We start from the raw sequence: 24,051 nt of genomic DNA on the forward strand, positions 1-24,051 counted from the left end.
GCAAATGGACGAGAACGCAGCAATTGCTGCGGTGGAACAGACGAGTTTCATCGAGCTCACCTCTGACATCGTTGCGGCATACGTGTCGAAGAACTCGGTTCAGCCGGCCGACCTTCCGGCCCTCCTGGCCAAGGTTCACGCGGCTCTGTCCGGCCTCAGCGGCACCTCTGCTTCGGCCGTGCCGACGGTGGAGAAAGCGACCCCGGCTCAGATCCGGAAATCCATCTCGCCGGACGCGCTGATCAGCTTCCTCGACGGCAAGTCGTACAAGACGCTTAAGCGCCACATCACCGGCGCCGGTCTAACGTTCGAGGAGTACCGGGAGCGCTTCGGCTTGCCGCGCGACTACCCGTCTACGGCGGCCAATTACTCAGCCCAGCGCTCCGCGCTCGCAAAGAGTGCGGGCTTGGGCCAGCAGCGTCGCAACGCGGCCCCGAAGGCTGCCGCCGCCGACGAGACGGTTGCGGAGGCGCCCAAGGCCCGGGGCCCGAAGAAGGCGGGTGAGGCGGTGGCTGCGCTGGCCGAGAAGCCCACTCGTGGTCGTAAGAAGGCCGCTGCTGCTGCGGAGTGAGAGTGGCGGGCATTGTTCATAGCCCGCGTGCTAACGCTCTTCCTGGGTGCCCGTCTCAACCGCTGGCGCCAAGCCGGAGGCTCCGCGTTGACACTACGACCTCCGGCGAGAAGCCCGCCCGGTTCGCCGGCGCGGGCTTTTCGTGCGTCGGGGCTGACACATGTGAATGCAGGCCGGCGCTGGTTGTGCAAGAACCGTCCATCGCTGGCAGGACCTTCCGGGCGCCGGCGGCCGGAAGATGCGTGTGCTCCCGCCCCAGCTAGCGGTGAGCGACATGTCTCGTTACTTCTTCGACATCCACACTGGATCCACCTTCTCACGCGACCCCGTTGGCACGGAGTGCGACGGCATGGAGGGCATCCGTCACGAGGCGATGCGTTCACTCCCGGCGATCGCCCGAGATGAGATCCCCAAAGACGGGGACAGGCAGGCTTTCACCGTGCTCGTTCGCGATGGTAACAACCGAACCGTCTACACCGCAGCTCTGACGTTCGCTGGGCTATGGATCGGCGATAGTCCCATTCCCGAGCCGGAAGAAGACACTCTCAGCTAGGAATTGGTCTTTGCGGCCGGCTTCGCGATCCGCCTCAACGCGGCATCGAAGTCGGCTTCATTCTGGTCCGCTACAGCCTCACGCGCGGCTTCGATGAACCGGCGGGGCTGTTCCTCAGCGGCGAGCTTCTCCGCTCCGGGCTCGGTGTGCTTCACTTTCGGCACGTCACCATGAGCCTCTGATCCCACGACATCGTGGAAGCGTTTGAGCTGCTCCTGCGGCGTCAGTTTCTTGGCGCCGAGCTTGTCCGGATGCTTGGGTGTTGTAGCGGCCATTCTGACCTCTCCCACGCAGCAACGCTCTTCGTCAGAGCCGCCCTCATATCAAGCCGAGCTTCTTCGAAAGTCCCGTAGTCAAGGATGGATTGGCTGATCAGCGCACCCGATCGCCGAATAGTCCAGATAAATCGACCGTTCCCCGAACGGGACCGTCTCACGTCGACGGCAAAGGGGTGGAGTGGAACTGACATACCCCACCATGACACGCGCATCCGCAGCCACCAAATGGTCTCTGACGCGTTGGCTTCGCTGCACAGTCGCGCCCGCCGGGCCTCGCCTCTGCTCGGGAGGCTCAGATTGCGCTACTTCTTCGATGTCCACGCAGGCAGTCTATCCGACTGGGATGACGTCGGCATTTTTGTGAAAGACCTCGACGACGCTGTCTCGCACGCAACATACATGCTGGCAGTCGTCTTGGGCGACATCGATCGCTTGGGCGGTGACCGACACGCCGTTATTATGATCCGCGACAGCAGCGGCATCCCAATCGCGACCGTTAAGGGCCACGGTCGAGAAGAGCCGCGCGTAATCTTCTCTCTACGCCGGTGAGGTCGCCGAGTGTCCAGGCAGTGGAGCCGCGCGCCGGCGAGATCAGGCGCTCCCCCGCCCCGTGAGCAGATCGGGGCGGCGCCGAGTGGACGAGGCCGGATCAGCCTCGGGCCGCCCGCCAGCCCGCTGCCTTCGCTTCGTCCTCGCTGCAGAACATGCGCTCGCCCGAGCTCGTGGTGATGACGGTTCGGTCGTAGTCCCGTGTTCCGGGCAGATGGTAGATCTTGTCGCCCTTGCGCGAGATGTTGCCCTTGATCGCGCAGGCGGTCTGCACCGGCGCCGGAGCGGCCGCCGGGGGCTTCTCCATCTCCGGCCGGGTCTCGACGCCGCTCGCGCGCTTGGCGCGCCTCCAGTCCGACGGCGGATCGAAGGTGCCAGCCCAGAGCCCGCGCTTCAGCGCCCTCGCAGTGGTCTCCGCCCCGACGTAGTCGCGGGAGTAGCGCTGGTAGGCCGTGGCGTAGCCCTGTTCGACCAGCCAAGCGCTCAGGTCCTCGTCGCCCTTCCGGCACACGGCGACGGTACGGCCGTACCTGTCGGTGTCGCGCGGCTCGCACGAGATGTTCGCCTCGCCGATCCGGTCAGCCAGCGCGAGCGCCGCCACTTGCCCGCAGCGGTAGGACTTGCCGGCCGCGTCCTGGCAGAGCTGCGCGCTCTCCGGCGCGTCGATGCCGTGCAGGCGGATGCGGGTCCCACGGATCACCACGGTGTCGCCGTCGATGACCGAAGCGCGCCCGACGATCGGCTCCGCGGCCAGGGCCGGGCTGGTGAGCAGCAGGAGGGCGGCGAGGGCTGTACGCATCTGTGAGCGATAGCGCATCCTGGCGATCCCGCTAACTCAAGAAACAGCGCCAGCCCGTCCTGCGAACAAGGGCAGAACGCCTCATTGACAGCACCGACTTACAACACTATTGTTGTAACATGATTCCCGCCCTAGTCACCTTGGCTGGCTCCCCTTGGGCCGTACTGCCCACCGGGCTACACCCGGCGAGCCTGCGCGAAATCGAAGCCAGGTTTGCAATCAACGTGAGCCGGCGCGCCCAGTTCGAAGGCTTGATAGCTGCGTTGCGGAGCCTGCGGGCCGCCGGTTGCGTACGAGCTTTCCTCGACGGCAGTTTCGTATCGGCCAAACCCGCTCCGGGCGATTTCGACGCGTGCTGGGACCCGGCCGGAGTGGATCTCGCCCAGCTTGATCCGGTGCTGTTGACCTTCGACAATCAGCGCGCCGCGCAGAAGGCGAAATTCAAAGGGGAGTTCTTCCCTTCCTCCGTTCCGGCAGACCAAGTCGGCACCACTTTTATCGAGTTTTTCCAAGTGGATCGGTTCACGGGGGCTCCGAAAGGCCTTCTGCTGATCGACCTGACAGTAGACTCGATGCTTTGAATGACGGTGACGCCATGATTTACAGCGACAAGCAGTACAGCATCTCTACCGATCAGCTGAGCAAGCTACGGGACGCCCTGGCGGCAATGAAGGTGCGGCCGACTGATCAAACTCGGCTGAAAGAGATCGAAGCGGCTGCGATCAAAAGCCAGATTGCCAGTGTAGAAGCTGAGCTTACTCACTACGAATTATTGAAAGCAGGGGAAATAACGTTTGCAAAATCGCACTCACTGGAGAGCCTGCCCTCCGTCCTAGTTCAGGCGCGGATCGCTTCTGGACTCAGTCAAACGGACTTAGCCGAAAAACTTGGGATGAAGCCTCAGCAAATTCAACGCTATGAGGCTTCGGAATATATGGGCGCAAGCCTCAATAGATTAGTCGAGGTATCAAGAGCTCTGAATGTGCACACCACCGGTCTATTTGAGGCCGGCGACGAGTCGAAAGGCGCTATATTTTCGTGGGACAACGTGGACGACATAGTCTGGAAGCAGCTCCCTGCTCGCGAAATGGCACGTAGAGGGTGGTTTGATCTGCCACGAAGGGCCGACGTATTTGCGCTTGCGCGCGACTATTTTATGCGTGCGGCAGGGCCACAGTTCGCGACCGCGTACCATCGCAAAAAGATGCACGGCAGCTCCGCGCCAAATGAGTATGCTCTTCTTGCTTGGCAAGCGCGCATCCTAGAGCGCGCTCGAAAAGTAGTCGAGACGCACGATCCGCCAGAGTTCGAGTTGGATGACCGCTGGTTACCAGATCTCATTGCACTGACACGGCGCGCAGATGGTCCCAGGCAAGCTCAAAATTTACTTCTGTCCAAAGGAATTGTTTTGATTGTCGAAAAGCATCTATCGGGCACCTACTTAGACGGCGCCGCGATGCTGGACGATAAAGATAGACCTGTCATAGCAGTCACCTTGAGATTTGATCGACTTGATAACTTCTGGTTTGTTCTATTCCACGAACTCGGGCATGTATTTTTGCATCTTCCTCGAGGCCTTCGGTACGACTTCTTTGACGAAGAAAAGACATCTGGCGATGACGTAGTCGAACGAGAAGCCGATAAGTTTTCGCTCGATTGCCTGATACCAGAAGCAAAATGGGACGAGTGCCTGTCGCGCTTCGCCCTATCTGAGGAAGCCGTACAGATTGATGCCAAGAACATCGGAATTGATCCCAGCATAATTGCAGGGCGGATCCGCAAAGAACTGAACGATTTCACCATTCTAACAAATCTTGTGGGTCAGGGACGGGTTTCTAACCAGTTCGAGGACGACAACGATGAACTTGTTTGATGATACCTATGTGCCAGCTTTGCGCTGGCGCCAGGGGGAGTATCAAGCCCTTCTCCGCCTGGCGCCAGCAGTGAAAGATAAAGTGGTACCACTTATAACAATACCCCCGGTCGAATTTGACTTCGAGCTCTGGCGCCCCAAAAAGTCGATCCATGAGCACGTGCATCCTTTCGTCTCGCGGTTTCAGGCTAAATGGGGACGACGGCCGGCCTGGATCGCGTTAGATGCAGAGATCGCGGCCGGTCGGATGAATGACGGCACTCATATTTTCGACTTCATCTTCGATGGGCTGCGCCCCAAGGATCACTTAGCGGTTCCAGCGCTGCCCTTAGCAGCCGATGCGGCAACAGTGGACGCAGTCGCCCGCGCTGTCGCTAAGGACAGCCAGGGGGCCGCTGTCTTGCTTCGGATAGAGGACTTGATGATTGGCAATCCGCGCAAGTCTATCGAGACATTCGCGGCCAATCTTGACATACCGTTAGACGAACTGGACGTCATAGTCGACTTACGCGCGCCGAATTTCGAACCCTATACGGCCTTCGCAAAGGCGCTCATAACGGCACTTAAACGGCTGGGCAATTTGTATGAGATAAGAACAGTCGTTTTGCTCGGGACAGCGATACCCGACTCGTTCGTGAATATAGCGAAGGGATCAGACGAAATACCGCGTCACGACTGGCTATTTTTCAAAACTTTTATTGGAATGCTGCCGGCGGATATGCGCAGACCTATTTACGGCGACCACACTATTGTGCATCCTGATTTCAAAGTGATGGATATGCGCAAAATAAAGGCAGCCGGCAAGATCATTTACACCACGCCCGAGACGTGGGCGACTCGTAAGGGCGGCGCATTTCGCGATGATCCCGCCCAAATGCACAGCCATTGTAAGAAGGTGATGGCCGAGGCGCCGTTCTCATTCCAAGGGGCCGCCTTTTCGTACGGCGACAAGTATATTGCCGACTGTGCGGCAATGATTGAGAGCCCAAGCAGCCTAACCCGGTGGAAAGACGTCTGCATAAATCACCATATCACAATGGCGACTAATGATCTCGCCACCTTGTACGCGACGCCATAGAAGATTTTATCGCAGAGGCCAGCTCGCGGACAGAATATTCATCTACTAATTTTCTGTACAAAGCCTTCCTGGGAGCATTAAGATCGGACAAAGCTACTCCACAAAGTTTCAAAAGCTCTTGCGCCTCGCTTCTCCACAAGAGATGCGCAAATACGAAAGGGTCTAATTTTGGATTGAGGGAAGATCGCCGCCGTGTCTCAAATTTTAGACCTCCGCGGGGACCATCAACAATTTCTATCAATCCGCACCAATCGGGTATCAGCGCAAACGTTGCGGATACATGACGGGTAGCGACCACAAGCGTAAGTTTCTGGAGCGCTGAGGAATAAATATCGAGCTGCATCGGAAGCCGATATAGTGTGTCATTCGCGCTTTTTATTTCATATCCGTGCAAACTACCATTGAACACAGCTAGATCAATTCTGCTGCGCGCGTGAGCCAAGCCGAGCTCATCAATGACGAGCACATCGTCTCTCCCGTAGTGCTGACGTCGGCACTTATTTTTGAGCGCAGCCCGGATGGCTCCTTCGTTGCTGGACAAGGTGCAACGGGAGCGCAAGACGCCCTCGTCTCCGCTGGCGTCCAAGGAGATGTCAGGCCGAGTACGTTCGACGGAACGGCTGCGTGAGCCGCGTCCGTCATTGGGGGGTGTCATAGTGACGGTCCAGGTGGCTGTATCCAACGGTAATCTGTTCGAACCGGCAGTTTAGAACAAAAAGCGAACTTTTCGAGGAGGCACGCTGATAGCTTTCCGCAAAATGTCACGATGTGACTGCGCGGAGAAGCAGCGGCCAAGCCACAGAGCGCCGTTATCAGGACGCCGGATTCCTGGATCGCCGTTCTTCTGCATGAAGATGACCTCGGCCGCTTCGAGATCAGCCCGTAGCGTCGCTCTCGTACCAGCGCAGCCCCCCTACAGGAACAGCGGTGGGTCCAGCCGCGCAACCGTCGAAGACGCGTCAGCTCATGTGCTCGGCTGCCCATTCCTCGAACGATCGACCGGGCTCGGAAGCCAGTCCGGAATGGCGGTCGAGCGCGCGGTCGATCGCCTTACGGTCCCAGCGATTCGTGCCCCTCATGGCCCGTGGCACGATTCCCTTTCGGACCCAATCGTCGAACGAAGAGACCGAACCGCAGCCGCAGTACTCTGCGGCCTGCTCACGGCTAAGCCCTCGAGGCAGCATGCCGAGGGGCAGCTTCGTCATGCCGGCCTCCGGTGTTCCCCTGCGTCGGTCTTGCGGAGCCTGACGCCTGGCCCCTCGCCGTTCTCTTGGATGAAGATGACGCCGGCCGCCTCCAGGGCGGCCTGGAGCTTCGCCCCGGTATCGGCGCGACCACCGATCGGGCCGTCCTCTGCTTCTAACCGCTTCACTGTCGGAATCGACACGCCCGACTCGCGAGCGAGATCCTCCTGTGACCACGCCAGGAGAGCCCGAGCCGCCTTCGCCTGACGCGTCGAGATGGCCATTTGATACTTTCGGTATTGACGCCATCCGGCATCGTCGTTTAATACCGATAGTATCAGACGCGGCCAGCACGAGCAACGCGGCCGAGGCCTGACGCCTGCGCGAAAGCGCGGTCCCACGCACACCCCTGAAGCTTTAGCCCCGGAGATTCCCGGTATGGCAACGCCCCCGCTCGCCTCACGCCCGGCCAAGCGCCGGCTCACCACCCCGCCGACCAGAGCCGACGCCTTGCTCGATCCGGACCTCATCGTCCGGGGCCCGGTCATTCGCGCCACGCGGCCGGACACCGCCCACGTCCGGGCCCCGCGCTTCCTGGATGTCGCCGGCGAGCTGCTGACGGCCGTGATCATCATCGCCGGAGGCATCGCTGCCTACGGCTACCTGCCGCTCGCCTGAGGAGGCTCCTGTGAAGCAAGCACGCCCTTACCAGCCCTCCGGTCTGCGCCAGCGCGCGGCCGCGCTGCGCCACAACGCGACCCGCCGCACTAAGCCGAAGCCCCCGGCGGTGATGCCGACACCGGGCGCCGTGGCAGCCGCGGTGGCGCTCGACGCGCTGTCCGTCCCCGAGCTCGTGGAGTTGCACGATACAGCTTCGGTCCTCGCCGAGGTCTGTGTCGCGATGACCTGCCGCCCCTGCAGCATTGAGACCGCTCCGGACGGCACTGAGGTGCCCAACGCCTCCGGTCGCCTGGCGCACTGGCAACTCGGCCTGTGCACGAGCTTGATGGACAGGTGCATCGATCGTCTCGGCGACGTCGCCGAGACTGCCCGCCACGACGGCGCTGCCGAACTGCTCGCCACCGCCGCTGAAGCCCTTAGGACGAGGCTCTGAGTTATGGGTGACCTGATCCGTTTCCAGCTTCGCACCAAGCCGGCCCGCATGCCGGACACGCGCACCCGCATTGAGGGCGCGCTCGCGTTGGCCCTCGACTGCGTCGAGAACTTGGTTGCCGTGCTCGATGAGATGGACGGCGATCCAGACCTTGAGGACGGCGCCGATGCGGAGCCGAGCCTGGGAGCTCCCGAGGGCCACGAGTCCCAGGTCGTCTGGTTGCGCGGCGGCGCTCGCGATCTAGAGGACGCCAAGTAGAGGCTGCGGCGTCCTGCCGCACCTATCGGCCTAAATTTTAACGGTCGCCACTTTCCGCCACGGAGACCGAGAATGTTTCGATAATCTGAACAAAGTTTCGATAATCTAAACATCTCGACCCGCCTGAGCGTTATTAGCGGCATTTAAAATTTTATCCGCGTCGGAGTTTCGAAGATCGAAAAATGTCCGGGCCGCCATCTGGATTGACGTTGCCCGTACTTGCTTACAGATAAAGCATACATCGGAGCCACAGCAATGAAATCCGAGCATCCTCTACTTTGGCTGACCAAGCGGGTTACCGAGCCGCTGCTGGGTCAAGCAGGCACACTCGCCGTGATCGACAACCTGACGCCGAACTTCCTGCAAAATCTGAATACTCGAGATCTCATCCCGTCCCGCATCGTTGGCAGCCGCCGTCTGTATGATGGCGACACGCTGATCTCGATCGCCGGCGCGTTGCCGTTGATCGATCAGGGCATGTCCATGCATGTATCCCTGCAGCGGTCGCGCGCGGCTTTCCAGGCCCTGCTGCTAGACCTCTGCGACCCGGCGCTGATCGACCCGGGGCCGCGGGGCATTCCCCTCGACGAGACCGATCAGTACTTCGCGGTCTTCGGTGGCTCAGACCCGAGCGGCGTCGGGATGTTCCACCAAGACGCCATAGCGCGTGAGCTGCGGCGCTGCCCCTCGGCAATTGTTCTGCCGATCGGCCGGCTCGCGATCGGCTTGGCTGAGCGGACACGGAGCTATCTCGAATCGAGGAGCGGCCGCACCGTCCGCCGCGCGCCCCTCCAGTTGCACGCGTAGCTGCCATGGCTCGCCGCCCAGTCTTCACCCAAGCCGCCATCGCTCGAGCCGTGAAAGGCGCCCAGTCTGCTGGCCTCAAGGTAAGCCGCGTCGAGATCGAGGACGGTCGCATCGTCGTCCACTCCGACGAGAGCGCGCGCGCGGAGCCCACGTCGAAGCTGGACGCCTGGAGGGCGAGCCGTGACGCGCGTTAGGCTCAAGGGCATCAACACCGTCCGGAAGCAGCTCGCGGACGGCTCACGGGCTGTCTACCGGTACCACCGGGCCACGGGCCTGCCCCTGGAGGGCGAGCCAGGGTCGCCGGAGTTCATCGCCTCCTACGCTCGGGCCCAGGAAACGTTGAAGGCCCGGCACAGCGGTGAGACGTTCGCGGCACTCGTCCGCGCCTACACGACGGCGCCAGAGTTCACCGATCGGCTTGGGGCGGCCACGCAGCGCGAGTACAAGCGCATGCTGACCAAGGCCGAGCCCCAGTTCGGCGACCTGCCGATCGAAGCGCTCGAAGATCCCCGGGTCCGCCGCGACTTCCTCGACTGGCGACAGAAAGTGGCCAAGGCGTCGGGCGATCGCGAGGCCGACAACCGGCTCTCTGCCATCTCGGCAATGCTGACCTGGGCGGTCGACGGCAGCCGGCTCCCCGCGAACCACCTGAAGGGGTTCAAGCGCCTCTACCACGCCGACCGATCGGAGATCGTCTGGCTACCCGAGCACATCGCCGCGTTTATGGCTGTGGCGCCAATCGAGCTGCAGCGAGCCTTGATCCTGGCCCTACACACCGGCCAGCGTCAGGCGGACATCCTGAGCCTGAAGTGGATCGCGTACGACGGCCAGGTCATACGGCTTCGGCAGGGCAAGAGCCGCCGGAACGGCAAGCCGGGTCCGCTCCTGACGATCCCGTGCACCTCGGCGCTCCGGGTCATGCTGGACGGCATGGATCGCGCATCGCCCCTGATCCTGACCACCAAGACCGGGCAGCCATTCCTGAAGCGGTACTTCGCCGAGACCTGGGAGAAGGCGGCCAAGCTGGCGGGGCTTGAGAAGGTCGAGCTCCCGAGCCTCGAAGAGCCGGTGAAGCTGCACTTCCATGACCTGCGCGGGACGGCAGTGACGCTGCTGTCGGAAGCTGGGTGCACGCCGCAGCAGATCGCGACCATCACAGGCCACTCGCTCAAGACCGTGCACGCGATCCTGGAGCGCTACCTCGCGCGAACCCGCGGGCTCGCCGAGCAGGCGATCCACAATTTCGAGAACTCACCGCGAACGAAGTTTGCAAACCAACTGCAAACTGTCGATCCAGCCGCGAGAGCTGAAAAGGGAAAAGCTAATGGATGACAGATGGTTAGATGGCGCGCCCGAAAGGATTCGAACCTCTGACCCCCAGATTCGTAGTCTGGTGCTCTATCCAGCTGAGCTACGGGCGCCTGACACGGCGGCGTGCTCTCGGCCCGCCGGTGTGAAGGGGCTTCTAGAGGCTCAGATCCGGCTTGGCAAGACACTTCGGACAAGGACTTCGCGCTCCGCGCGTCGTGCCCCGGATCCGGCTCTCTACGGGGCCCGGGCGCTCGCGCGGACGCGCTCCTCCGCGGCCCGGATCGCCTCCGGCGTACCGACATGCAGCCACTGGCCGTCGAGCCGCATCCCGAACAGCCGCCCCGCCGCGATCGCCCGGTCGAACAGCAGGTTGAGCGAGAACGCGCCCTCCGGCGTGTCGGCGAAGAGGCCCGGCGTGAGGATCGCCACCCCCGCGTAGATGAACGGCGCCACCGCGCGCTCGCCGCGGCGCTCTAGGCGGCCGTCCGGATCCATCACGAAATCCCCGGCGCCCTCGTAGCCGAGGCTGGTGGCGGTCGGTGCCACCAGCAGCAGGCCGTCCATGCGGTCCCCGTCCCAGGTCTCGATCAGCCGGCGCAGGTTGGAGGCCGGCCCCTCGAGCCAGAACGAATCCGAGTTCAGCACCACGAACGGCGCGTCGCCCAGGAGCGGCAGCGCCTTGCGGATGCCGCCGCCCGTCTCCAGCAGCGCCGCGCGCTCGTCGGAGACGGTCGTGGCCGGTCCCGGGGCCGCCCCCTCGGCCCGGCGCGCGAGGTGCCCCTCGATCAGGTCGGCGAGGTAGTGGACGTTGACGATTGCGCTCCCGATCCCGGCCTCGGCGACCCGGTCGAGGGCGTGGTCGAGCAGGGCCTTGCCGGACACCTCCACCAGGGGTTTCGGCACGGTGGCGGTCACCGGCCGCATGCGCTTGCCCAGGCCCGCGGCCAGGACGAAGGCGCGGCTGACGGCGGGGCTGGGATCGCTCATGCGGTCGGGAATCCGGTGGTCAGGGGTCGGGCGCCGGGGCGACGAGGCCCGGCAGATGGTCCGCGTGCCAGGCCCGCAGACCGGCGAGCGCCGGATGGGCGAGGTTGCGCGCGAGGTAGCCCTCGATCCGCGGCAGGTGGGCGAGGTAGCCGGGCTTGCCGTCGCGCCGGTCGAGGCGCGCGAAGATGCCGAGGATCTTGGTGGCCCGCTGGGCCGCCAGCAGCGCGTAGGCGGTGGCGAAGGCGCCGACGTCGAAGGTCGGGTCCCGGCCGCGGCGCTCGCGGGCATAGAGGCCGAGGAGCCGCAGCTCGAACTCCGCGCTGGAATCGACCCGGGCATCCTGCAGCAGCGAGGCGACGTCGTAGGCCGGGTGGCCCATGACGGCGTCCTGGAAATCGATCAGACCGACCCGCTCCAGCCCGTCGCGCTCGGGCAGCCAGATCAGGTTCGGGGAATGGTAGTCGCGCAGGGTCCAGGTCGGCCGGTCCGGGATCGCGCCCTGGAGCGCCCCCCGCCACAGGTCGACGAAGGCCGCCCGCGCCTCCGCCGACAGGCTGACGTTCCGGATCGCCGGGGCGTACCATTCGGGCATCAGCTCCGCCTCGAACAGCAGCGCCTCCATGTCGTAGGGCGGCAGCCTGTGCTCGATCCCCTCCGCCACGGGCAGGACCGGGGGCAGCGGGTTGGCGTGGAGCTTGGCCAGCACGCGCACGGCCTCGGCGTAGCGCTCGGGCCGCGGGGCGCCCCCCTCGATCACCGGCTCGCTGCCGAGATCCTCCAGGATGAGCAGGCCCTCGGTCAGGTCCTCGCCGTAGATCTTCGGGGCCGAGAAGCCGAGTGCCCGCAGGCCGCGGTCGAGGGCCACGAAGGCGTGGACGCTCTCGGCGAGGTGCACGATCGCGCTGTAGGGCTTGCCGTCCCGCACCGGCGGCCCGTCGGGTCGCGGCGGCGCGATCATCAGCACGGCGCTGGTGCCGTCGGGCTTGGTCAGGCGCTCGTAGGCGCGGGAGGAGGCGTCCCCCTGCATCAAGGTCCGCTCGGCGATGTCCCAGCCGCTGCGGTCGAGGAGGCGGCGCACCGCGCGGGCCCGGTCGAGGCGGGCGCGCATGCCGCCGGTGCCGTCGATCCGCGCGAGCCGCGCCTCGGGGCCGAACTCCGCCCGCAGGGACAGGTCCACGGTCAGCACCGGGCCGGCGCGGGGCGGCATCCGGTCGGGCCACTCCACCAGGGTGATCGCGCCCTCGGCCATCTCGTCGAAGCCGAGTTCCACCAACTCGTCGGGGTCGCGCAGCCGGTACAGGTCGGCGTGGACGATCGGCTGGCCGTCGCGGGCCGCGTAGGGCTGGATCAGCGTGAAGGTCGGGCTCGGCACCTCCAGGCGCGGGTCGCCGGCGAGCTCGCGGATGACCGCGCGGGCGAGCGTGGTCTTGCCACCACCCAGGCCGCCGGACAGAGCCACGACGTCCCCGGGCATCAGGAACTCGGACAGGAACAGGCCGAGATCCTCGGTGGCCGTCTCCTCCGGCAGCACGAATTCCCAGGGCGCCGGATGCGCGGATGCCCCCGCAGACCCTTCGGCCATCTGCCCGTCCCGCTCGTCTCCGCCCAAAGCCCGCCTCCGAGACCCGAAGACGCATGGTCCGAAAACACGCACCGGATGCAAGCGTTTCCGCCCGGAGCCGCGCGCTTCCCGCCCGCCCGGTGCATCGAAACCACGCTCGCGGGGGTGGCGAAAGACCGCGCCGGGGCCGGGAATCCGTCAGGCCCGGGCGTGGAACCCGTGCCGCCCCGGATCAGCCTCCCCGGAGAGCCCGACGCGCCACGCGTCGGCGTTCCAGGCCGCCGCCGCCGCGAGGGCGTCGGCCTCCGGCATCGGGCGGCCGAAATGGTAGCCCTGGCCCAGGGCGCAGCCCATCGCCGCGAGGGCCTCCGCCTCGGCGCGGCCCTCGATGCCCTCCGCGACCGCCGCCACCCCGATCTCCTCGGCGAGCCGCAGGATGGTCTGGACGATCCGGCGATCGCGCGGCTCCGCCAGCATTGCCCGGACGAAGGCCCGGTCCACCTTGAGCGTGGTGATCGGCAGGGTGCTGAGATGGCTGAGCGAGGAGTAGCCGGTGCCGAAATCGTCCACCGCGATGCCGAGGCCGGCGGCGCGACAGCGCGCGAGGGCGGCCGCGGCCCCGGCCGGATCCTGCATCAGCGCGCTCTCGGTGACCTCGATCTTGAGGGCGCCGGGCGCGAGGCCGGTCCGGCGCAGCATCGCGTCGACGAGGCCCGGTATGTCCGCGCGGGCGAGATCCTGGGCCGTGACGTTGAAGCTCACGAACAGGGAGGGCTCGACGGAGGCGGGCGCGCGCAGGCCGGCCTGCAGGATGCGGGGCACGATCCGGCCGATCGCGTCGATCACCCAGGCGGTGATCGCCAGGATCAGGCCGTTCGCCTCGGCGGCCGGAATGAAGGCGGCGGGGGGCACGAGCCCGCGCTCGGGATCGTGCCAGCGGATCAGGGCCTCGAAGCCGGCGAGGCGCCCGGTGGCGAGCCGCACGATCGGCTGCAGGAACAGCGCGAACTCGTCCCGGGCCAGGGCGCGCCGCAGGGCGCGCTCCTGCGCGAGCGACGCGACCGTCGCGTCGAAATCGGCGCGGGCGGAGGGCGACGGCGGCGCCTGAAGCCCCTCGGCGGAAGCCGGCCCGAGGCGGGGCAGGGTCTCGCGAAACCGGGCGATGAGTCCCTCGAGGCAGAGGCGCAGGATCGGATCGGCGCCGGCGAGCCGCTGGCGGATCTGCGCCGCGTCCACCGGGACGAGCACGCAATCCGCCTCGGCGCGCGCGCCGGCGGAGCGCGGGAGGGCGTCGAGGATGGCCATCTCGCCGAAGATCTCGCCGGGGCCGCGCCGGGCGAGCACGGCCTCACCGCCGTCGCGCCGCCGGAAGATCGCGATGCGCCCGCTCAGGATCAGGTAGGCGCAGTGCCCGATCGCCCCCTCCTCGAACAGGACGGTGCCGGCCGGGAGAGTGACGGGATCGGAGAGGTCGTGCATCGGTCGGGGACGCTGCGCCTTCGCGGGGAAAGCCCGGCGCGAGCTTTGGCACAGCGGCCTTAAGATCGGATCAAGGGCCCGCCGGATCAGCCGCGCGGGATCCCATGTGCCTTGATCCGCGAGGCCAGCGTCGTCGGCCGAAGGCCGAGGAGCGCGGCCGCGCCGCCCGGCCCGGAGATCCGGCCGCCCGCCAGCGCCAGGGCCGCGACGATCTCGGCGCGGTCGCGCGCCCGGCGCTCGGCCTCGCTGGCGGGCCGCCCGCCGGGCGGCGCGGCCGGGCTGGCCGCGTCCGCGGGTCCGGTCGCCTCACCGTCGGGCAGGTCGAGGCGGAGGCGCCCCCGGGCGGAGAGGATCACCGCCCGCTCGATCACGTTCTCCAGTTCCCGGACGTTGCCGGGCCAGGAATAGCGGCAGAGGCGGCGGACATCGCCCTCCGTGAGGCGCGGCTCCGGGACGGTGAGGCGGCGCGCGGCGACCCGGAGCAGGTGCTGGGCGATCGGCGGGATGTCCTCGGGCCGCTCGCGCAGGGGCCGCGCCTGGATCGGGAAGACACTGAGGCGGAAGTAGAGGTCCTCCCGGAAGCGGCCCGCCCGGATCTCGGCGCGCAGGTCCCGGTTGGTGGCCGCGACCACGCGCACGTCCACCGCCCGCGTGCGCGCCTCGCCGACCCGCTCGAACGAGCGCTCCTGCAGGACGCGCAGCAGCTTGCCCTGGAGGTCGAGGGGGATCTCGCCGACCTCGTCGAGGAACAGCGTGCCGCCGTCGGCGAGTTCGAACCGGCCGATCCGGTCGCGCAGCGCCCCCGTGAAGCTGCCCTTGGCGTGGCCGAAGAACTCGCTCTCGAACAGCTCGCGGGGGATCGCCGCGCAGTTGACGCGAATCATCGGGCGGGCACTGCGGCGGCTGCCCTCGTGGATCGCCCGGGCGATCAGCTCCTTGCCAGTGCCGGATTCGCCGGTGATCAGCACGGTGGCGTCGGTGGCGGCGACGCGGTCGACCTGCCGGAGCGTCGCCGCGATGGCGGGCGAGCGGCCGATGATGCCCTGGTGCTGGCGCTCGGCCCGGATCTCCTCCTTCAGGTAGGCGTTCTCCAGCTCCAGGCGCTCCCGGAGGGAGTCGACCTCGGCGAGCGCGCTCGTCAGGCGAGCCTCGGCCTCACGGCGCTGGCTGATGTCGCGGAACACGATGACGGCGCCGAGCAGGCGCCCCCGGTCGCGGATCGGCGTCGAGGTGTACTCGACCGGGAAGGCGGTGCCGTCGGCGCGCCAGAAGACCTCGTGATCGACTTGGTGCACGGTCCCGTCCCGGAACGCCGCGTAGATCGGGCAGTCGCGGTGGGGGTAGTGGCTCCCGTCCGGGCGGGTGTGGTGCACGGCGGCGTGCATGTCCCGGCCGACGAGGTCGGCGGCCTCGCAGCCGAGCATGCGCGCGGCGGCCGGGTTGACGAAGGTGGTCACGCCCTCCGCGTTGACGCCGTAGATCCCCTCCCCGGCCGCGCGCAGGATCAGCTGGTTGCCCCGCTCGATGTCGCGGAAGATGCGCTCCACGCGCTGCCACTCCGAGAGGCCGGCGCGCATGTGGGCCTCGGCCTCGCCGTCGACCTGGCGGCGGTGGAGCGTGTCCGGGTCCGCCAGGGTGACGAGGAGGCGCATCGCGTCGCCCGGGAGCGGGAAGGCCGCGGTCTCGACCCGCAGGTCGCGCCCGGCCGCGTCGCGCGGCGCCAATGTGCGCGTCCACCAGTGCCCCCGGGCCAGCGCGGCCTCGGTGAAGACCGTGAGCGCCGGGAGCTGGCCCGGGAACAGGGCGCTCGCCCGTGCGCCGCGCAAGGCCGGGCGGCCGTAGCCGAGGAGGCGCGCCGCCGCCGGGTTGGCGTCCGCGACCCGGTCCTCCTCCGGCGCGAGGACCAGCATGGGATCCGGGCTCGCCTCGAAGACCGGCCCGAAGCTTCCGGCGGCACCGGACTCACGAGATATCGTCATTGGCTCACGATATCTCGTTTCCGACGAGATGTCGTGAGCGATCTCCAGGCGACCAAATCTCTGGCAGACCGAGCGATTTCTCCGGCATCCCTTCTGGCACACCCTTTGCCGAATGAGGCTGTCCGCCCGTCGGCCGGCACCGCTCCCGAAGGCGCGCCGCGACGACGCCCGGCGGATGTCCGCGTCCGGACGCGACCGTCCCCCCTCACCGGTCGCGGTCCGGACGCGCACCCACACCGGGTGGGTGGGGCCGCGGAGCGCGCGGCCTCACCGGACCCATCGCAGATCGAGATCCGGGAGCCGACGATGAAGCGCGAAGACCTCACCGAGAAGCTTCTCGACATCAAGCGCGAGAAGGGGTGGAGCTGGAAGCACATCCACGCGGAGATCGGCGGCCTGTCGCCGTTCCTGATCACCGCGGCCTGCATGGGCCAGATGAAGCTCCCGAAGGCCCAGGCCAAGCGGGCGGCCGAGCTCTTCGGCCTCACCGCCGCCGAGGAGCGGATGCTCAACGAGCCGCCCTATCGCGGCTCGATCCCGTCCATGCCGCCCACCGACCCGCTGATCTACCGGTTCTACGAGCTGGTGATGGTCTACGGAACGACCTTCAAGGAGCTGATCCAGGAAGAGTTCGGCGACGGCATCATGTCGGCGATCGACTTCAACATGGACATGGCCCGGGAGGCCAACAACAAGGGCGACCGCGTGAAGCTCACCATGTCGGGCAAGTTCCTGCCGTACAAGTACTACGGCAACGACGACGACACGCCGGAATACGGCTTCAAGGAGGGGTGAGCGACCCGCAAGGGCATCCCCCCGACCGGGATCCGACGGTCAGGCATCCGGATCGGGCCAGCGACACCGGCCGCGGCGCGCGACGCGCCGCCGTCCCTCACGCCGCCGCCGGGCGGCCCTCCGGCTCCAGGTAATCCTGCACCGGCCGCGCCGGGCCGCCGCGCATCAGCACGTAGAGGAAGGGCACCAGCAGCAGGGTCGCGGGCGTCGCGAAGGCGATGCCGCCCATGACCGCGCGGGCGAGCGCGGCGTTCTGCTCGCCGCCCTCGCCGGTCCCGAGCGCCATCGGGATGAGCCCCAGGAACATCGCCGAGGCGGTCATCAGCACCGGCCGCAGCCGGGTCTCGCCCGCGGTGATCGCCGCCTCCAGGGCGCTGCACCCGGTCTCCTCCCGGTGCTCCTTGGCGAAGGTGACGAGCAGGATCGAGTTCGCCGAGGCGATGCCCACCGACATGATCGCCCCGAAGATCGACGGGATCGAGAACGGCGTGCCGGTCACGAACAGCGCGAAGGTGATGCCGCAGAAGGCCATCGGCAGGGCGGCGATCACCACGAACGGGTCGCCCCAGCTCTGGTAGTTCACCGCCATCAGCAGGTAGACGGCGATCAGCGCGATGCCGAGGCCGATCTCCAGGCGGAAGAAGGCCGAGCGCATGTTCTCGATCTGGCCGCGGACGACGATCTTGTCCGGCGCCTCGAGGTTCTTCTGCTCGTCCTCGACGATCCTGTCGATCTCGCGCGCGACCGAGCCGAGGTCCCGGTCCTGCACCGAGGCGAAGATGTCGAAGGTCGGCTGGATGTTGACGTGGCTGATCATGGTCTGCGTCGGCGTCCGGCGGATGTCCGCGAGGCTCGACAGCAGGGTCAGCACCCCGGGGCCGGAGCCGGAGGTCGCGGCGGCGCGCACGAACATCGGCGTGTTGCGCAGGTCGGTGAGCGAGCTGTTGCGGTACTCGGGCGTCTGCACCCAGAGCTGGTAGGGGATGCCGGTCTTCGGGTCCGGCCAGAAGTTCGGCGTGACCTGGTAGCTGCCGGACAGCGAGATGTTCATGTTCTGCGCCACCTGCTGCTCGGTCAGCCCGAGTTCGGAGGCGAGGCGCCGATCGACGTCGACGTAGAATTGCGGCTCGTTGACGATCTGCTGCAGGTGGACGTCGACGAGGCCCTTCGTGTGCTTCAGCCGCTGCACGATGCGCTGGGCGACCTCCAGGTCCTTCTCCTTGTGCCGGCCGGAGACCTGCACGTCGATCGGCGTGAGGACGCCGAAGTTCAGGATCTGGGTGATCATGTCGGCGGGCTGGAAGTAGACGACCACGTCGGGGAAGCGCTTCATGAGCACCTCGCGCAGGCGCTTCATGTAGCCCGCCACCGGGCCGTGCCCCTCCTTCAGGCTGATCAGCATCTGCCCGTCATTGTAGGAGACGAACGAGCCGTCCGAGAACGCGAAGTTGTAGTTGTTCGACGGCAGGCCGATGTTCTGGAGGATCTGGTCGACCTCACCCGCCGGGATCACCTCGCGGACGGTGTCCTCGACCTCGGCTAAGACCTGCCGGGCGGTCTCGATGCGCATGCCGACGCGGGTGCGCAGATGCATGGTCATCTGGCTCGCCTCGATCTGCGGGAAGTAGTCCTGGCCGACGAAGACGAACAGCACGCCGGTCATGCCGAGCACGCCGCCGACGGCGCCCACGGTGACGACGCGGTGGCGCAGCACCGCGTGGAGCAGCCCGACATAGCCCCGGTGGAACCGCGCGAAGCCGCGCTCGAACGCGCCGTGGATCCGGCCGGCGAGCCGCAGCGCGGGGGCGCCCACGAGGCCGACGGCCCGGGCGATCCGGCCCCGCCGGGGCGCCGCGAGCTGCGCCGGGTGCGCGTCATGGTGCGCGTCCCGGTCCTTGGCGTGCTTCCGGCGGTATTCCGGCGCCACGATCACGTCGATCAGGAGGGGCACCAGGGTCCGCGACAGCAGGTAGGAGGTCAGCATCGCGAACACGACCGCGAGCGCCTGCGGGGTGAACAGGTATTTCGGCGTGTCGGTGAGCGCGAACACGGCCGTGAAGGCCGCGCAGATCGCGAGCGTCGAGATCAGCGCCGGCTTGGCGATGCCGGCGGCGCCGTGGACCACGCTCTCGCGGAACTCCTCGCCCTCCTCGAACAGCCGGTAGGTGTTCTCGATCGCCACCGTGGCGTCGTCCACCAGGATGCCGACCGCGAGCGCCAGGCCGCCCAGCGTCATCACGTTGATGGTCTCGCCGAGCGCCGCCAGCACGGCGAGCGAGGTCATGACGCAGAGCGGGATCGAGATCAGCACGATGATCGTCGAGCGCCAGGAGCCGAGGAACAGCAGGATGGCGAGGCCGGTCAGGGCCGCCGCGGTCAGCGCCTCGTGGAGCACCCCCTCGATGGCGTTCGAGACGTAGACCGACTGGTCGAAGAGCGGCTTGATCGCCAGCCCCTCGGGCGCGGCGGCGCGGATCGTCGGCATCGCCGCCTTGACGTTGTTGACCACGCTCAGGGTCGAGGCGTTGCCGTTCTTGATGATCTGCATCAGCACGGCCTGCTGGCCGTCGGAACTGACCACGTTGACCTGCGGCGGGCCGCCGTCGCGGACGTAGGCGACGTCGCGCACCAGCACGGGCTGGCCGGCCACCACCTTGATCGGCGCGAGGTTCAGGGTCTCGATCGACGGCGGGGTGCCGTTGAGCTGGACGGGGTACTGCTGCTCGCCGATCTTGGCGAGGCCGGACGGCACGGTCAGGTTCTGGGCCGTCATGGCGTTGGTGACGTCGAGCGGCGTCAGGCCGAGCGCCTGGAGGGCGTTGAGGTCGAGGTCGACCATGATCTGCCGGGGCGCGCCGCCGAAGGGTGACGGCAGGGTCGAGCCCGGGACCTGCGCCAGGGTCTGGCGGATCCGGTACTGGGCGTAGTCGTAGACCTGATTGAGGCTCTCCTTGGCCGAGGTCAGGGCGAGCTGGATCACCGGCACCGAGGAGGCGGAGTAGCGCACGATCACCGGCGGCTGCGTGCCGGGGGGCATCACGGCACGGATCGAGTTGGTCGAGGACACCACCTGGGCGATGGCGAGATTGAGGCTGACGGTGGGTTCGAAGTAGATCCGCTGCACCGCCGTGCCCTGGAGCGTCGTCGACTCCATGCGGCGGATGTTGTTGACGTTGTTGGAGATGCCGTACTCGGCGTAGGTCGTGATGCGCTGTTCCATCTCCGGCGCCGAGAGGCCGGTATAGGTCCAGACCACCACGACGACCGGGATGTCGACGACCGGCAGCACGTCCTTCGGCGCGACGACGATCGCCCCGACGCCGCCGAGCATCATCAGGACCGCGAGCACGTAGGTCGTGATCCGGAACTTGAGCGCGTAGAGGACGAGGCCCATGCGGTCTCCGCCGTCCGGCCCCGGGCCGGCAACTCCGCGTTGTATACCGGCTCACCGGCTAAACCCGGACTGTTTCGCTATCACGTCCGGTCAGGCAAGGGACGGGCCGCGTCGCCGCAGGTTCGGGATGGCGGCGGCCTCGCGCCCGTGCCGGCGTCCGCGAAGACCCGGCACGGCGGGCCGGGCCGCGTCACCTCGGGATGCGGGTGCCGGACGGGGAGAGCGTTCCCGGCGCGCCGTCCCGGGGTCTGCCGGGCGACGGGCCGGCCGGATCAGCGCAGCAGGGCGGACTTGTCGACCTGCAGCGCCCCGGCGATCTCGTCGAGCGCCTTGTGCTCGACCTCGCTGATGCCGTCGATATCGGCCACGTCCGCGCCGATCAGGAACACGTCCTGGCGCTGCTCGATCGGCCGATCCGCGATGGCGCCGACATGGCGCAGGTTCTCCAGCCGCCCGGCCCGGGTCTTGGCCCGGGTGATCGCCTCGTAGAGCTCCTGCTCGACGCGCAGCGTGTCGTAGGATTTCTCGAGGATCGGGTTGGCGCGGATGCCGGTGATCGCCGACTCGATCTCCTCCTCGCCCACGTCGCCATCGGCCACGATGACGTTGGCGGCGGACGAGACCGCGGCCTGCAGGAAGACCGCGTCGCCCGCGTACGACATGATCGTGCGGCCGAACCGAAGGATGGCGTCCTGGAAAATGCTCATGCCGACCTCCCGTCGGGCCTGAGATGGCGGATATTGTGGCGGCGGAGTCAAGATGCGGCCGAGCTTAAGCCCGGGATCGCGGAGGACTAGTCCTCGCGCGGCGGGATCAGGTGGCGGGCTCGTGGCCCGGCCAGTCCCGCCCGAGATGGGCGGCCACGCGGGCCGGATCGTCGCCGACCGCCGCCACGGCGGCCTCGACCTGCTCCACCGGGACCATGAACCGGCGCGCCCAGTAGGCCCGCTCCCAGGCATGGGCGATGTTGACGGCCCGGGGCTCGATCGGGTCCTGCACGCTCTGGTCGGTCATCGGCCTTCCGCATCTGGCGAGGGCCGGGCGGCCCTCCGGCGTGGAGAACGCCGGCCGGGCCCGATCGGGTCCGCGCAGCGAGCGGGGCCCGGTCCGCGGCGAGGACACGCCGCCGTCATCGCGCGCGCAGCGAAGCAAGGACGACCAAGCTCACCGGCCGCCTGTCAGCAGCAGCGGAAGCCCGCGGTGTTGCCGACCCCGAAGCGGGCGTTCTCCCGGTTGCGGAAGAACTCCACCTCGCTCATCGGCGCCTGGTCGGGATGGGTGCGGCGGACATGCTCGGCATAGGCCGCGTAGTCCCCCTGCCCGACCATCAGGCGGGCGCCGTCGCAGACGCACTTGGACAGCGTCCGGATCCGGTCCCGCAGGTTCGACGACGGCAGCATGGGACCTCCTACTCCGCCGGGACCATGTGCGGCTCGGTCTCCAGCGCGGTCCAGCGGTCCGCGCGCCACGCCTTCACGCAGGCGGCGATGCCGAAGCCCGCGATGGCGACGACGAGGCCGATGAACAGGGCCGCCAGCACCGCGTCGATCCGGTCGTTGAGGATGATCTGGCTCATCTGGTCGGCGTTCTTGGCCGGTGCCAGGATCTTGCCCTCGGCGGCGGCGGCCGCGTAGCGCTCGGCGTGGGCCAGGAAGCCGATCTTCGGGTCGGCCGAGAAGATCTTCTGCCAGCCGGCCGTGAGGGTGCAGATGCACAGCCACGCGGTGGGGATGATGGTCACGAACGCGTAGCGCTCGCGCTTCATCTTGAAGATCACCACCGTGCAGAGGGTCAGCGCCACCGCGGCCAGCATCTGGTTCGAGATGCCGAAGAGCGGCCACAGGGTGTTGATGCCGCCCAGCGGGTCGGTCACGCCCTGGTAAAGGAAGTAGCCCCAGGCCCCCACCGAGATGGCGGTCGCCGCGATGCTCGGCCCCCACGACGTGGTGTTCTTGAACGACGGGATCGCCAAGGCGACGAGATCCTGCACCATGAACCGGCAGGCGCGGGTGCCCGCGTCCACCGCCGTGAGGATGAACAGCGCCTCGAACAGGATCGCGAAGTGGTACCAGAAGGCCATCATCGCCTTGCCGCCGATGGCGGACGAGATGATGTGGGCCATGCCGACCGCGAGGGTCGGCGCGCCGCCGGCCCGCGAGATGATCGTGTGCTCGCCGACGTCGGCGGCGGTCTGGGTGATGACCTCCGGCGTCGTGGCGAAGCCGAGCTTGGTCACCGCGGCGGCGGCGGTCTCGGGCGTCGTGCCGACGAGGGCCGCGGGCGAGTTCATGGTGAAGTAGACGCCCGGGTCGATCACGCAGGCCGAGACCAGCGCCATGATCGCCACGAAGGATTCCATCAGCATGCCGCCGTAGCCGATGAAGCGGGCGTCGGACTCGCTGGCGATCAGCTTCGGGGTGGTGCCCGACGAGATCAGGGCGTGGAAGCCCGAGACCGCGCCGCAGGCGATGGTGATGAACAGGAACGGGAACAGGCTGCCCGCCCAGACCGGGCCGGTGCCATCCACGAACTTGGTGACCGCCGGCATCTGCATGTGCGGCGCCACGAAGGCGATGCCGAGCGCGAGGCCCACGATGGTGCCGATCTTGAGGAAGGTCGACAGGTAGTCGCGCGGGGCCAGCAGCAGCCAGACCGGCAGGATCGACGCCACGAAGCCGTAGCCGATCAGCATCCAGCAGAGCTGCGGGCCCGTGAAGGTGAAGGCCGGCCCCCAGACCGGGCTCGCCGCCACCGAGCCGCCGGCGACGATGGCGAGCATCAGCAGGACGAAGCCGAGGATCGAGACCTCGCCGATCTTGCCCGGGCGGATGTAGCGGGAATAGACGCCCATCAGCATGGCGATCGGGATCGTCGACATCACCGTGAAGGTGCCCCAGGGGCTCTCGGCCAGCGCCTTGACGACGATCAGCGCCAGCACGGCGAGCAGGATCACCATGATCAGGAAGGTGCCGAACAGGGCGATGATGCCCGGCACGGTGCCGAGCTCGGCCCGGATCAGCTCGCCGAGCGAGCGGCCGTCCCGGCGCATCGACACGAACAGGACCATGAAGTCCTGCACGGCGCCCGCGAGGACCACGCCGGCCAGGATCCACAGCATGCCGGGCAGGTAGCCCATCTGGGCGGCGAGCACCGGGCCGACCAGCGGGCCCGCGCCCGCGATCGCCGCGAAGTGGTGGCCGAACAGGACGCCGCGGTTGGTGGGCACGTAGTCGAGCCCGTCGTTGTGGCGCACCGCGGGGGTCGCGCGCTTCGGGTCGAGCCGCATCACCTTGTCGGCGATGAACTGGGAATAGTAGCGGTAGGCGATGAGGTAGACGCAGACCGCCGCGACCACGATCCAGAGGGCGTTGATCGTCTCGCCGCGCTGGCTCGCCACGATCGCCAGCGCCGCGGCGCCGAGCGCCCCCACGAGGGCCCAGGGCCCGTGCCTGCCGATCGCCGAACCCATGTCCCACTCCCT

26 protein-coding genes and 1 tRNA gene are annotated in these 24,051 nt (G+C 67.2%); 12 read left to right on the forward strand and 15 right to left on the reverse strand.

Annotation, left to right across the window (positions count from 1 at the left end; all coding sequences use genetic code 11):
* The first annotated feature begins 4 nt into the window (after nucleotides 1-4).
* On the forward strand, nucleotides 5-571 hold the full coding sequence (locus H288_RS0103780) for a MucR family transcriptional regulator (RefSeq protein ID WP_020091261.1): 567 nt from the start codon (nucleotides 5-7) through the stop codon (nucleotides 569-571).
* 274 nt (nucleotides 572-845) lie between these two features.
* Nucleotides 846-1,124, forward strand: a complete 279-nt coding sequence (locus tag H288_RS32085; protein ID WP_043712111.1) for a hypothetical protein — start codon at nucleotides 846-848, stop codon at nucleotides 1,122-1,124.
* Here H288_RS32085 and H288_RS0103790 read toward each other — a convergent pair.
* On the reverse strand, nucleotides 1,121-1,399 hold the full coding sequence (locus tag H288_RS0103790) for a hypothetical protein (protein ID WP_020091263.1): 279 nt from the start codon (nucleotides 1,397-1,399) through the stop codon (nucleotides 1,121-1,123). The two genes, H288_RS32085 and H288_RS0103790, sit on opposite strands and share 4 nt — an antisense overlap.
* Nucleotides 1,400-1,699: 300 nt before the next feature.
* On the opposite strand from H288_RS0103790, the gene H288_RS0103795 reads away from it, so the two are divergent.
* Nucleotides 1,700-1,951, forward strand: a complete 252-nt coding sequence (locus tag H288_RS0103795) for a hypothetical protein (protein WP_158684195.1) — start codon at nucleotides 1,700-1,702, stop codon at nucleotides 1,949-1,951.
* Between the two features lie 100 nt (nucleotides 1,952-2,051).
* Here the strand turns inward: H288_RS0103795 and H288_RS0103800 are convergent, their stop codons facing one another.
* Nucleotides 2,052-2,768: a thermonuclease family protein gene (locus tag H288_RS0103800; RefSeq protein ID WP_020091265.1), complete on the reverse strand. Its 717-nt coding sequence runs from the start codon at nucleotides 2,766-2,768 to the stop codon at nucleotides 2,052-2,054.
* A 101-nt stretch (nucleotides 2,769-2,869) separates the two neighbouring features.
* Here H288_RS0103800 and H288_RS33750 point away from each other — a divergent pair, with 101 nt between their 5' ends.
* The 3 genes from H288_RS33750 to H288_RS33760 are packed head-to-tail and all read left to right on the forward strand — an operon-like array spanning nucleotide 2,870 to nucleotide 5,701.
* Nucleotides 2,870-3,331: a hypothetical protein gene (locus H288_RS33750; RefSeq protein WP_026604642.1), complete on the forward strand. Its 462-nt coding sequence runs from the start codon at nucleotides 2,870-2,872 to the stop codon at nucleotides 3,329-3,331.
* A 14-nt stretch (nucleotides 3,332-3,345) separates the two neighbouring features.
* Complete coding sequence (locus tag H288_RS33755; RefSeq protein WP_081636430.1) at nucleotides 3,346-4,623, forward strand: XRE family transcriptional regulator; 1,278 nt, start codon at nucleotides 3,346-3,348, stop codon at nucleotides 4,621-4,623.
* Entirely contained in the window at nucleotides 4,610-5,701 is a 1,092-nt protein-coding gene (locus tag H288_RS33760; protein WP_081636431.1) for a beta family protein, read from the forward strand. Before H288_RS33755 ends, H288_RS33760 begins: the two co-directional genes overlap by 14 nt.
* On the opposite strand, the gene H288_RS33765 is transcribed toward H288_RS33760, so the two are convergent.
* The 3 genes from H288_RS33765 to H288_RS0103810 all read right to left on the reverse strand — a co-directional run bounded on the left by H288_RS33765 (nucleotide 5,667) and on the right by H288_RS0103810 (nucleotide 7,169).
* On the reverse strand, nucleotides 5,667-6,356 hold the full coding sequence (locus H288_RS33765) for a sce7726 family protein (RefSeq protein WP_158684197.1): 690 nt from the start codon (nucleotides 6,354-6,356) through the stop codon (nucleotides 5,667-5,669). The two genes, H288_RS33760 and H288_RS33765, sit on opposite strands and share 35 nt — an antisense overlap.
* 304 nt (nucleotides 6,357-6,660) lie before the next feature.
* The gene (locus tag H288_RS33770; protein ID WP_081636432.1) at nucleotides 6,661-6,906 is read right to left on the reverse strand and encodes a hypothetical protein; all 246 of its coding nucleotides are present in this window, start codon (nucleotides 6,904-6,906) and stop codon (nucleotides 6,661-6,663) included.
* Nucleotides 6,903-7,169, reverse strand: a complete 267-nt coding sequence (locus H288_RS0103810; protein ID WP_020091267.1) for a helix-turn-helix transcriptional regulator — start codon at nucleotides 7,167-7,169, stop codon at nucleotides 6,903-6,905. Before H288_RS0103810 ends, H288_RS33770 begins: the two co-directional genes overlap by 4 nt.
* Nucleotides 7,170-7,323: 154 nt before the next feature.
* On the opposite strand from H288_RS0103810, the gene H288_RS32090 reads away from it, so the two are divergent.
* The 5 genes from H288_RS32090 (at nucleotide 7,324) to H288_RS32095 (ending at nucleotide 10,396) form a co-directional block, all read left to right on the forward strand.
* Nucleotides 7,324-7,563 (forward strand): hypothetical protein, encoded by a 240-nt coding sequence (locus H288_RS32090; protein WP_020091268.1) that lies wholly within the window; start codon nucleotides 7,324-7,326, stop codon nucleotides 7,561-7,563.
* Between the two features lie 10 nt (nucleotides 7,564-7,573).
* The gene (locus H288_RS0103820) at nucleotides 7,574-7,999 is read left to right on the forward strand and encodes a hypothetical protein (RefSeq protein ID WP_158684196.1); all 426 of its coding nucleotides are present in this window, start codon (nucleotides 7,574-7,576) and stop codon (nucleotides 7,997-7,999) included.
* 3 nt (nucleotides 8,000-8,002) lie between these two features.
* Nucleotides 8,003-8,257 carry a hypothetical protein gene (locus tag H288_RS0103825; protein WP_020091270.1) on the forward strand — a complete coding sequence of 85 codons (255 nt, stop codon included), beginning with the start codon at nucleotides 8,003-8,005 and terminating at the stop codon, nucleotides 8,255-8,257.
* Between the two features lie 255 nt (nucleotides 8,258-8,512).
* Nucleotides 8,513-9,064, forward strand: a complete 552-nt coding sequence (locus tag H288_RS0103830) for a hypothetical protein (protein ID WP_020091271.1) — start codon at nucleotides 8,513-8,515, stop codon at nucleotides 9,062-9,064.
* A 180-nt stretch (nucleotides 9,065-9,244) separates the two neighbouring features.
* The gene (locus H288_RS32095) at nucleotides 9,245-10,396 is read left to right on the forward strand and encodes a tyrosine-type recombinase/integrase (RefSeq protein ID WP_020091273.1); all 1,152 of its coding nucleotides are present in this window, start codon (nucleotides 9,245-9,247) and stop codon (nucleotides 10,394-10,396) included.
* A 12-nt stretch (nucleotides 10,397-10,408) separates the two neighbouring features.
* On the opposite strand, the gene H288_RS0103845 is transcribed toward H288_RS32095, so the two are convergent.
* From H288_RS0103845 to H288_RS0103865, 5 genes are all read right to left on the reverse strand, one after another.
* Nucleotides 10,409-10,485, reverse strand: a tRNA-Arg gene (locus H288_RS0103845).
* Between the two features lie 124 nt (nucleotides 10,486-10,609).
* Nucleotides 10,610-11,362, reverse strand: a complete 753-nt coding sequence (locus H288_RS0103850; protein ID WP_020091274.1) for a nucleotidyltransferase family protein — start codon at nucleotides 11,360-11,362, stop codon at nucleotides 10,610-10,612.
* A gap of 19 nt (nucleotides 11,363-11,381) precedes the next feature.
* Nucleotides 11,382-12,944, reverse strand: coding sequence for a bifunctional tRNA (adenosine(37)-N6)-threonylcarbamoyltransferase complex ATPase subunit type 1 TsaE/phosphotransferase (locus tag H288_RS0103855; protein ID WP_020091275.1), 1,563 nt, complete (start codon nucleotides 12,942-12,944; stop codon nucleotides 11,382-11,384).
* Between the two features lie 177 nt (nucleotides 12,945-13,121).
* Nucleotides 13,122-14,402: an EAL domain-containing protein gene (locus H288_RS0103860; protein ID WP_020091276.1), complete on the reverse strand. Its 1,281-nt coding sequence runs from the start codon at nucleotides 14,400-14,402 to the stop codon at nucleotides 13,122-13,124.
* Between the two features lie 86 nt (nucleotides 14,403-14,488).
* Nucleotides 14,489-16,381, reverse strand: coding sequence for a sigma 54-interacting transcriptional regulator (locus tag H288_RS0103865; protein ID WP_026604645.1), 1,893 nt, complete (start codon nucleotides 16,379-16,381; stop codon nucleotides 14,489-14,491).
* A gap of 306 nt (nucleotides 16,382-16,687) precedes the next feature.
* Here H288_RS0103865 and cynS point away from each other — a divergent pair, with 306 nt between their 5' ends.
* Nucleotides 16,688-17,176: a cyanase gene (cynS, locus tag H288_RS32100; protein WP_029358676.1), complete on the forward strand. Its 489-nt coding sequence runs from the start codon at nucleotides 16,688-16,690 to the stop codon at nucleotides 17,174-17,176.
* A gap of 97 nt (nucleotides 17,177-17,273) precedes the next feature.
* On the opposite strand, the gene H288_RS0103875 is transcribed toward cynS, so the two are convergent.
* The 5 genes from H288_RS0103875 to H288_RS0103895 form a co-directional block, all read right to left on the reverse strand.
* The gene (locus H288_RS0103875; protein WP_020091279.1) at nucleotides 17,274-20,570 is read right to left on the reverse strand and encodes an efflux RND transporter permease subunit; all 3,297 of its coding nucleotides are present in this window, start codon (nucleotides 20,568-20,570) and stop codon (nucleotides 17,274-17,276) included.
* 272 nt (nucleotides 20,571-20,842) lie between these two features.
* A complete protein-coding gene (locus tag H288_RS0103880; protein ID WP_020091280.1) occupies nucleotides 20,843-21,277 on the reverse strand; it encodes a tellurite resistance TerB family protein in 435 nt (144 codons plus the stop codon).
* Nucleotides 21,278-21,383: 106 nt separating this feature from the next.
* On the reverse strand, nucleotides 21,384-21,584 hold the full coding sequence (locus tag H288_RS0103885; protein WP_020091281.1) for a DUF3606 domain-containing protein: 201 nt from the start codon (nucleotides 21,582-21,584) through the stop codon (nucleotides 21,384-21,386).
* A gap of 164 nt (nucleotides 21,585-21,748) precedes the next feature.
* Nucleotides 21,749-21,970 (reverse strand): YbdD/YjiX family protein, encoded by a 222-nt coding sequence (locus H288_RS0103890; protein WP_020091282.1) that lies wholly within the window; start codon nucleotides 21,968-21,970, stop codon nucleotides 21,749-21,751.
* Nucleotides 21,971-21,978: 8 nt separating this feature from the next.
* Nucleotides 21,979-24,039: a carbon starvation CstA family protein gene (locus tag H288_RS0103895; protein WP_020091283.1), complete on the reverse strand. Its 2,061-nt coding sequence runs from the start codon at nucleotides 24,037-24,039 to the stop codon at nucleotides 21,979-21,981.
* Between the last annotated feature and the right edge of the window lie 12 nt (nucleotides 24,040-24,051).

Source organism: Methylobacterium sp. 285MFTsu5.1 (assembly GCF_000383455.1).
In the GTDB taxonomy this organism is placed as follows: Bacteria; Pseudomonadota; Alphaproteobacteria; order Rhizobiales; family Beijerinckiaceae; genus Methylobacterium.

Bases quoted from the DNA above. Each gene is read 5' to 3' on its own strand.
- H288_RS33765 (WP_158684197.1), bottom strand. From the start codon at position 6,356: ATGACACCCCCCAATGACGGACGCGGCTCACGCAGCCGTTCCGTCGAA.
- H288_RS0103780 (WP_020091261.1), top strand. From the start codon at position 5: ATGGACGAGAACGCAGCAATTGCTGCGGTGGAACAGACGAGTTTCATC.
- H288_RS33750 (WP_026604642.1), top strand. From the start codon at position 2,870: ATGATTCCCGCCCTAGTCACCTTGGCTGGCTCCCCTTGGGCCGTACTG.
- H288_RS0103880 (WP_020091280.1), bottom strand. From the start codon at position 21,277: ATGAGCATTTTCCAGGACGCCATCCTTCGGTTCGGCCGCACGATCATG.
- H288_RS0103865 (WP_026604645.1), bottom strand. From the start codon at position 16,381: ATGACGATATCTCGTGAGTCCGGTGCCGCCGGAAGCTTCGGGCCGGTC.
- H288_RS0103895 (WP_020091283.1), bottom strand. From the start codon at position 24,039: ATGGGTTCGGCGATCGGCAGGCACGGGCCCTGGGCCCTCGTGGGGGCG.
- H288_RS0103855 (WP_020091275.1), bottom strand. From the start codon at position 12,944: ATGGCCGAAGGGTCTGCGGGGGCATCCGCGCATCCGGCGCCCTGGGAA.
- H288_RS0103890 (WP_020091282.1), bottom strand. From the start codon at position 21,970: ATGCTGCCGTCGTCGAACCTGCGGGACCGGATCCGGACGCTGTCCAAG.
- H288_RS0103810 (WP_020091267.1), bottom strand. From the start codon at position 7,169: ATGGCCATCTCGACGCGTCAGGCGAAGGCGGCTCGGGCTCTCCTGGCG.
- cynS (WP_029358676.1), top strand. From the start codon at position 16,688: ATGAAGCGCGAAGACCTCACCGAGAAGCTTCTCGACATCAAGCGCGAG.
- H288_RS0103825 (WP_020091270.1), top strand. From the start codon at position 8,003: ATGGGTGACCTGATCCGTTTCCAGCTTCGCACCAAGCCGGCCCGCATG.
- H288_RS32090 (WP_020091268.1), top strand. From the start codon at position 7,324: ATGGCAACGCCCCCGCTCGCCTCACGCCCGGCCAAGCGCCGGCTCACC.
- H288_RS0103830 (WP_020091271.1), top strand. From the start codon at position 8,513: ATGAAATCCGAGCATCCTCTACTTTGGCTGACCAAGCGGGTTACCGAG.
- H288_RS33760 (WP_081636431.1), top strand. From the start codon at position 4,610: ATGAACTTGTTTGATGATACCTATGTGCCAGCTTTGCGCTGGCGCCAG.
- H288_RS0103850 (WP_020091274.1), bottom strand. From the start codon at position 11,362: ATGAGCGATCCCAGCCCCGCCGTCAGCCGCGCCTTCGTCCTGGCCGCG.
- H288_RS32085 (WP_043712111.1), top strand. From the start codon at position 846: ATGTCTCGTTACTTCTTCGACATCCACACTGGATCCACCTTCTCACGC.
- H288_RS0103875 (WP_020091279.1), bottom strand. From the start codon at position 20,570: ATGGGCCTCGTCCTCTACGCGCTCAAGTTCCGGATCACGACCTACGTG.
- H288_RS0103860 (WP_020091276.1), bottom strand. From the start codon at position 14,402: ATGCACGACCTCTCCGATCCCGTCACTCTCCCGGCCGGCACCGTCCTG.
- H288_RS33755 (WP_081636430.1), top strand. From the start codon at position 3,346: ATGATTTACAGCGACAAGCAGTACAGCATCTCTACCGATCAGCTGAGC.
- H288_RS0103800 (WP_020091265.1), bottom strand. From the start codon at position 2,768: ATGCGCTATCGCTCACAGATGCGTACAGCCCTCGCCGCCCTCCTGCTG.
- H288_RS33770 (WP_081636432.1), bottom strand. From the start codon at position 6,906: ATGACGAAGCTGCCCCTCGGCATGCTGCCTCGAGGGCTTAGCCGTGAG.
- H288_RS0103790 (WP_020091263.1), bottom strand. From the start codon at position 1,399: ATGGCCGCTACAACACCCAAGCATCCGGACAAGCTCGGCGCCAAGAAA.
- H288_RS0103885 (WP_020091281.1), bottom strand. From the start codon at position 21,584: ATGACCGACCAGAGCGTGCAGGACCCGATCGAGCCCCGGGCCGTCAAC.